The organism is Streptomyces sp. NPDC000983, from assembly GCF_040299205.1.
Classification (GTDB): Bacteria; Actinomycetota; Actinomycetes; order Streptomycetales; family Streptomycetaceae; genus Streptomyces.
In genome coordinates, this window is record NZ_JBEPBM010000097.1 from 1 (window position 1) to 5,022 (window position 5,022).

Annotated in this window: 2 protein-coding genes; both read left to right on the forward strand. The window is 70.6% G+C overall.

The window, feature by feature from the left end:
• Positions 1-2,241, forward strand: a 2,241-nt coding sequence (locus ABT296_RS38280) for a type I polyketide synthase (protein WP_351934720.1), incomplete at its 5' end; no start/stop codon positions are given.
• Positions 2,242-2,281: 40 nt separating this feature from the next.
• Positions 2,282-5,022 (forward strand): type I polyketide synthase (locus ABT296_RS38285; RefSeq protein ID WP_351934721.1); only part of this gene is annotated, 2,741 nt, incomplete at its 3' end.

A 5,022-nucleotide genomic window follows, 5' to 3' on the forward strand; every position in this document is an offset into this window, starting at 1 on the left:
GCGTTGGTGGCGGTGCCGGAGGCTTCGGCGCCGTTGGCTGCCGGGCAGGTCCGGGTCTCCGTCCGCGCGGCCGGCCTCAACTTCCGCGACGTCCTGATCAGCCTCGGGATGTACCCGGGACAGCCCGTACTGGGCAGCGAGGCCGCAGGCGTCGTAGTGGAGGTCGGCGAGGGAGTCACGCATCTGGCCCCCGGTGACCGGGTCATGGGCATCATCCCGCACGCCTTCGCTCCCCTGGTCACAGCCGATGCACGCGGACTCGCCCCTGTTCCCGAGGGCTGGTCGTTCGAGCAGGCGGCGTCGGTGCCGGTGGTGTTCCTGACGGCGTACTACGGGCTGGTCGATCTCGCTTCGGTCCGGGAGGGCGACACGGTCCTCGTCCATGCGGGCGCCGGCGGAGTGGGCATGGCGGCGATCCAGCTGGCCCGTCACTTCGGTGCGACCGTGCTCGCCACCGCGAGCCCCACCAAGTGGGATGTCCTGCGCGGCCTCGGCCTGCCGGACGAGGCGATCGCCTCCTCCCGCGACCTCGACTTCCGCGAGAAGTTCCAGGCAGCCGGTGCGCAGGTGGACGTCGTCCTCAACTCCCTGGCCCGGGAGTACGTGGACGCCTCCCTCGAACTCCTCGCTCCTCGGGGCCGTTTCGTCGAGATGGGCAAGACCGATGTCCGCGACGCCGAGCAACTGGAGCGGGACAACCCCGGAATGACCTACGCCCCCTTCGAACTGGGCGAGGCGGGTCCGGAGCGGATGGGCGAGATCCTCACGGAGGTGCTGTCCCTCTTCGAGTCGGGCGCGTTGGAGCCGCTGCCGGTGCGGACGTGGGACGTGCGGAGGGCGCCGGAGGCGTTCCGCTTCATGAGTCAGGCGAGGCACGTCGGCAAGGTCGTTCTCACGATGCCGCGCACCCTCGACCCCGACGGCACGGTCCTGATCACCGGAGGTACGGGAACCCTGGGCGGCCTGCTGGCCCGCCACCTGGCGACCGACCACGGCGTACGGCACCTGCTACTCACCAGCCGAAAGGGCCTGGACGCTCCAGGAGCCACGGAACTGGTCTCGGAGCTGGCCGAGTTGGGGGCGCTGGTCGAGGTGGTGGCCTGTGATGCCGCCGACCGCGCGCAGCTCGCCGCGCTCCTGGACGGCCGTAACCTCACCGGAGTCGTCCACGCGGCCGGTGTCCTGGCCGACGGTCTGGTCACCTCCCTCACTCCCGAGCAGCTCGCGGAGGTCTGGCGTCCGAAGGCCCAAGCCGCCGTCAACCTGCACGAGTTGACCCGGGACCAGGACCTGGCCTTCTTCGTCCTCTATTCCTCCGCGGCCGGAGTCTTCGGCTCGCCCGGACAGGCCAACTACGCCGCCGCCAACACCTTCCTCGACGCCCTCGCCCACCACCGCCACGCCCACGGCCTGCCCGCCACCTCCCTGGCCTGGGGCTACTGGGAGCAGACCAGCGCCCTCACCGGGCACATGGAGGAACGGGACCGCGCCCGGTTGTCCCAGGGCGCTCTGGTTCCGATGCCGTCGGAGCTGGGGCTGGAGCTGTTCGACAGGGCGCTGACCGTCGATGAGCCCCAGTTGGTGGTGAGCCCGGTCGACATGGGTGAGCTGCGCGCGCTCGCCTCGGTCGGCGGGCTGCCGGGGCTGTTGCGCGGGCTGATACGCGGTCCGGCGATGTCACGCCGAGTCGTGGCGTCGGCGGAGACGGGTGGTGGCGCCGGCGGTCTGGAAGGGAGGCTCGCGGGGCTGAGCGAGCCGGAGCGGGAGCGTCTGCTGCTGGACCTGGTCAGGTCGCATGTCGCGGCGGTACTGGGGCACGCGGACGCCGGTTCCGTGGATGCGGAGCGGCCGTTCAAGGACCTCGGGTTCGACTCACTGACAGCGGTGGAGCTGCGCAACCGGCTCAACACGGCCACCGGAATGCGCCTCCCGGCGACCCTGGTCTTCGACCACCCCACGCCCACCGCACTCGTCCACCACATCCGCTCCCAGGTCGTCCTCCCGGACACGCCCGGCACGGCACCCACGCTCACGGCCGAACTGGAGCGACTGGAAAGGGTCATCGCCGGGGCGAGCGGCGACGAGGTCGTCAGCCACCGCATCACCGACCGCCTCCGGGCACTGCTCACGACCCTCGAAGGCGCACTCCCGGCGGCGGCCGCCGACGATGACGACGACCTGGACGACGCCACCGACGATGAACTCTTCGATCTCCTCGACAGCGAGTTGGGGACAGCGTGAACCGGCCCATCCCACTTGCGATGTCGACGGGAGACCTCCGATGAACAACGAGCAGAAACTCCGCGACTACCTCAAGCGGGCCACCACCGACCTCCGCCAGGCAAGGCGCAGAATCAAGCAGTTGGAGGAGCAGCCGCCCATCGCGATCGTCGGCATGGCCTGCCGCTACCCCGGAGGGGTCGCCTCACCGGAGGACCTGTGGCGGTTGGTCGCCGCCGGCGAGGACGCCATCGGCCCCTTCCCGCAGGACCGCGACTGGGACCTGGACGGCCTCTACGACCCCGACCCGGAGGCCGAGGGCAAGACGTACGTCACGGGTGGCGGATTCCTCGACGCCGTAGGCGACTTCGACGCCGAACTGTTCGGCATATCGCCCCGCGAGGCACTGGCGATGGACCCGCAGCAGCGCCTGCTGCTCGAAGCGTCCTGGGAGGCCGTCGAACGCGCAGGTATCGACCCGCACTCACTGCGCTCCACGCCGACGGGCGTGTTCACCGGCGCTCCGTCCTCGGAGTACGTGTCCCGGCTGAAGAGCGTCCCGGACGGACTTGAGGGCTACATCAGCATCGGCAACGCCGTCAGTGTGGCGTCCGGGCGAGTCGCCTACACCCTCGGTCTGGAAGGCCCGGCCGTCTCCGTGGACACGGCCTGCTCGTCCTCGCTGGTCGCCCTGCACCTGGCGATCCAGGCACTGAACCGGGGCGAGTGCACGCTCGCTCTGGCAGGCGGTGTCACCGTGATGCCGACACCGGCGACCTTCATAGAGTTCGGCCGCCAGCGCGGCCTCGCCGAGGACGGCCGCTGCAAGGCGTTCGCGGGCGCCGCCGACGGCTTCGGGCCGGCGGAGGGAGTGGGCGTTCTCGTCGTCGAACGACTCCCGGACGCACTCCGCAACGGCCACCCCGTCCTCGCGGTGGTCCGTGGCTCGGCAGTGAACCAGGACGGCGCGTCCAACGGCCTTACCGCCCCGAACGGCCCCTCACAGCAGAGGGTCATCAGGCAGGCCTTGGCCGGCGCCGGGCTCTCCACCGGTGACGTGGACGTGGTGGAGGCACACGGTACGGGGACCACTCTGGGCGACCCGATCGAGGCACAGGCACTCCTCGCGACGTACGGCCAGGAGCGCGCCGCCGACCAGCCGTTATGGCTCGGCTCGGTGAAGTCCAACATCGGCCACGCGCAGGCCGCCGCGGGTGTGGCCGGCGTGATCAAGATGGTGATGGCGATGCGGGCCGGCATCCTGCCCAAGACGCTCCACGTCGACGAGCCGACCCCGCATGTGGACTGGACGGCAGGCGACGTACGCCTGCTCACAGAGGCCCGCCCGTGGAACACCGTCGACAACCGGCCCCGACGAGCCGCCGTCTCCTCGTTCGGCATCTCCGGCACGAACGCCCACACCGTCCTGGAGCAGGCCCCCACCCTCGAACCGACCGAACGGGAAGACGCCTCGGGCGACGGCGGCCTCGCCGGTTCCCCGGTCATCCCCTGGCTCGTCTCCGCCCGTACGGCCGAGGCGCTAGCCGCCCAGGCCGCACGCCTCGCCGACGCCGTGCCCGGCACCGCTCCCACCGACACCGGCTGGAGCCTGCTCACCACACGCGCAGCACTGAACCACCGTGCGGTTGCGTGGGGTTCGGCATCCGAAGACCTGGTCACCGCCCTGCACGCGCTGGCCTCGGGCGGCGTCGCCCCCAACTTGGCGACAGGGACGACCGGCAACTCCGGCGGCCCGGTGTTGGTCTTCCCCGGGCAGGGGTCGCAGTGGGTGGGGATGGGGCGGGGGTTGTTGGAGTCCTCGCCGGTGTTCGCCTCACGGATCGCGGAGTGCGAGGCGGCTCTCGCGCCGTTCGTGGAGTGGTCGCTCGCGGATGTGCTGCGGGGCTCGGACGACGTTTGGTTGCAGCGGGTTGATGTCGTCCAGCCGGTGTTGTGGGCGGTGATGGTGTCGCTGGCGGCGCTGTGGGAGTCCCTCGGCGTGGAGCCGGCTGCGGTGATTGGTCATTCGCAGGGTGAGATTGCGGCAGCGGCGGTTGCAGGCGCGCTGAGTCTGGAGGATGCGGCGCGGGTGGTGGCGCTGCGATCAGCCGCAGTACGGGATGAACTGGCCGGTCGTGGTGGCATGTTGTCGCTGGCGACCGGTCCGGAGAGGGCGTCGGAGTGGGTGGGGCCGTACGGCGACCGAGTGTCGGTCGCTGTCTACAACGGTCCGGATGCCACGGTCGTCGCCGGTGATCCGGAGGCGCTGGATGAGATCGCGGCGGCAGCTGAAGCCGCTGGGGTACGGGCCCGTCGCGTGCCCGTGGACTACGCCTCCCACTCCGTACAGGTGGAGGACATCCGGGACCGCCTGCTGGAGGCCTTGGCCCCCGTCCAACCCCGCCCCTCCCGCATACCCCTGATCTCGACGGTGACCGGTGAGCCGCTGGACACCGCAACGATGGACGCGACGTACTGGTACGAGGGTCTGCGTCAGCCGGTCCGCTTCACCGACGCCGTGCAAGTGGCTCTGAACCAGGGGCATTCCCGTCTGATCGAGGTGTCCGCGCACCCGGTCCTGACGACCGCCGTGCAGGCGATTGCGGAAGCCGTGGAGACTCCGCTCACTGTTGTCGGAACTCTGCGCCGGGACGAGGACGAGAACACCCGAGTCATCGCGAGCGCGGCCGAACTGTGGGTGCAGGGTGCCGACATCGACTGGTCGGCCGTATACGCGGGCCGTGCCGTCGAACGCGTCGACCTCCCCACCTACGCCTTCCAGCACCACCGCTACTGGCTGGA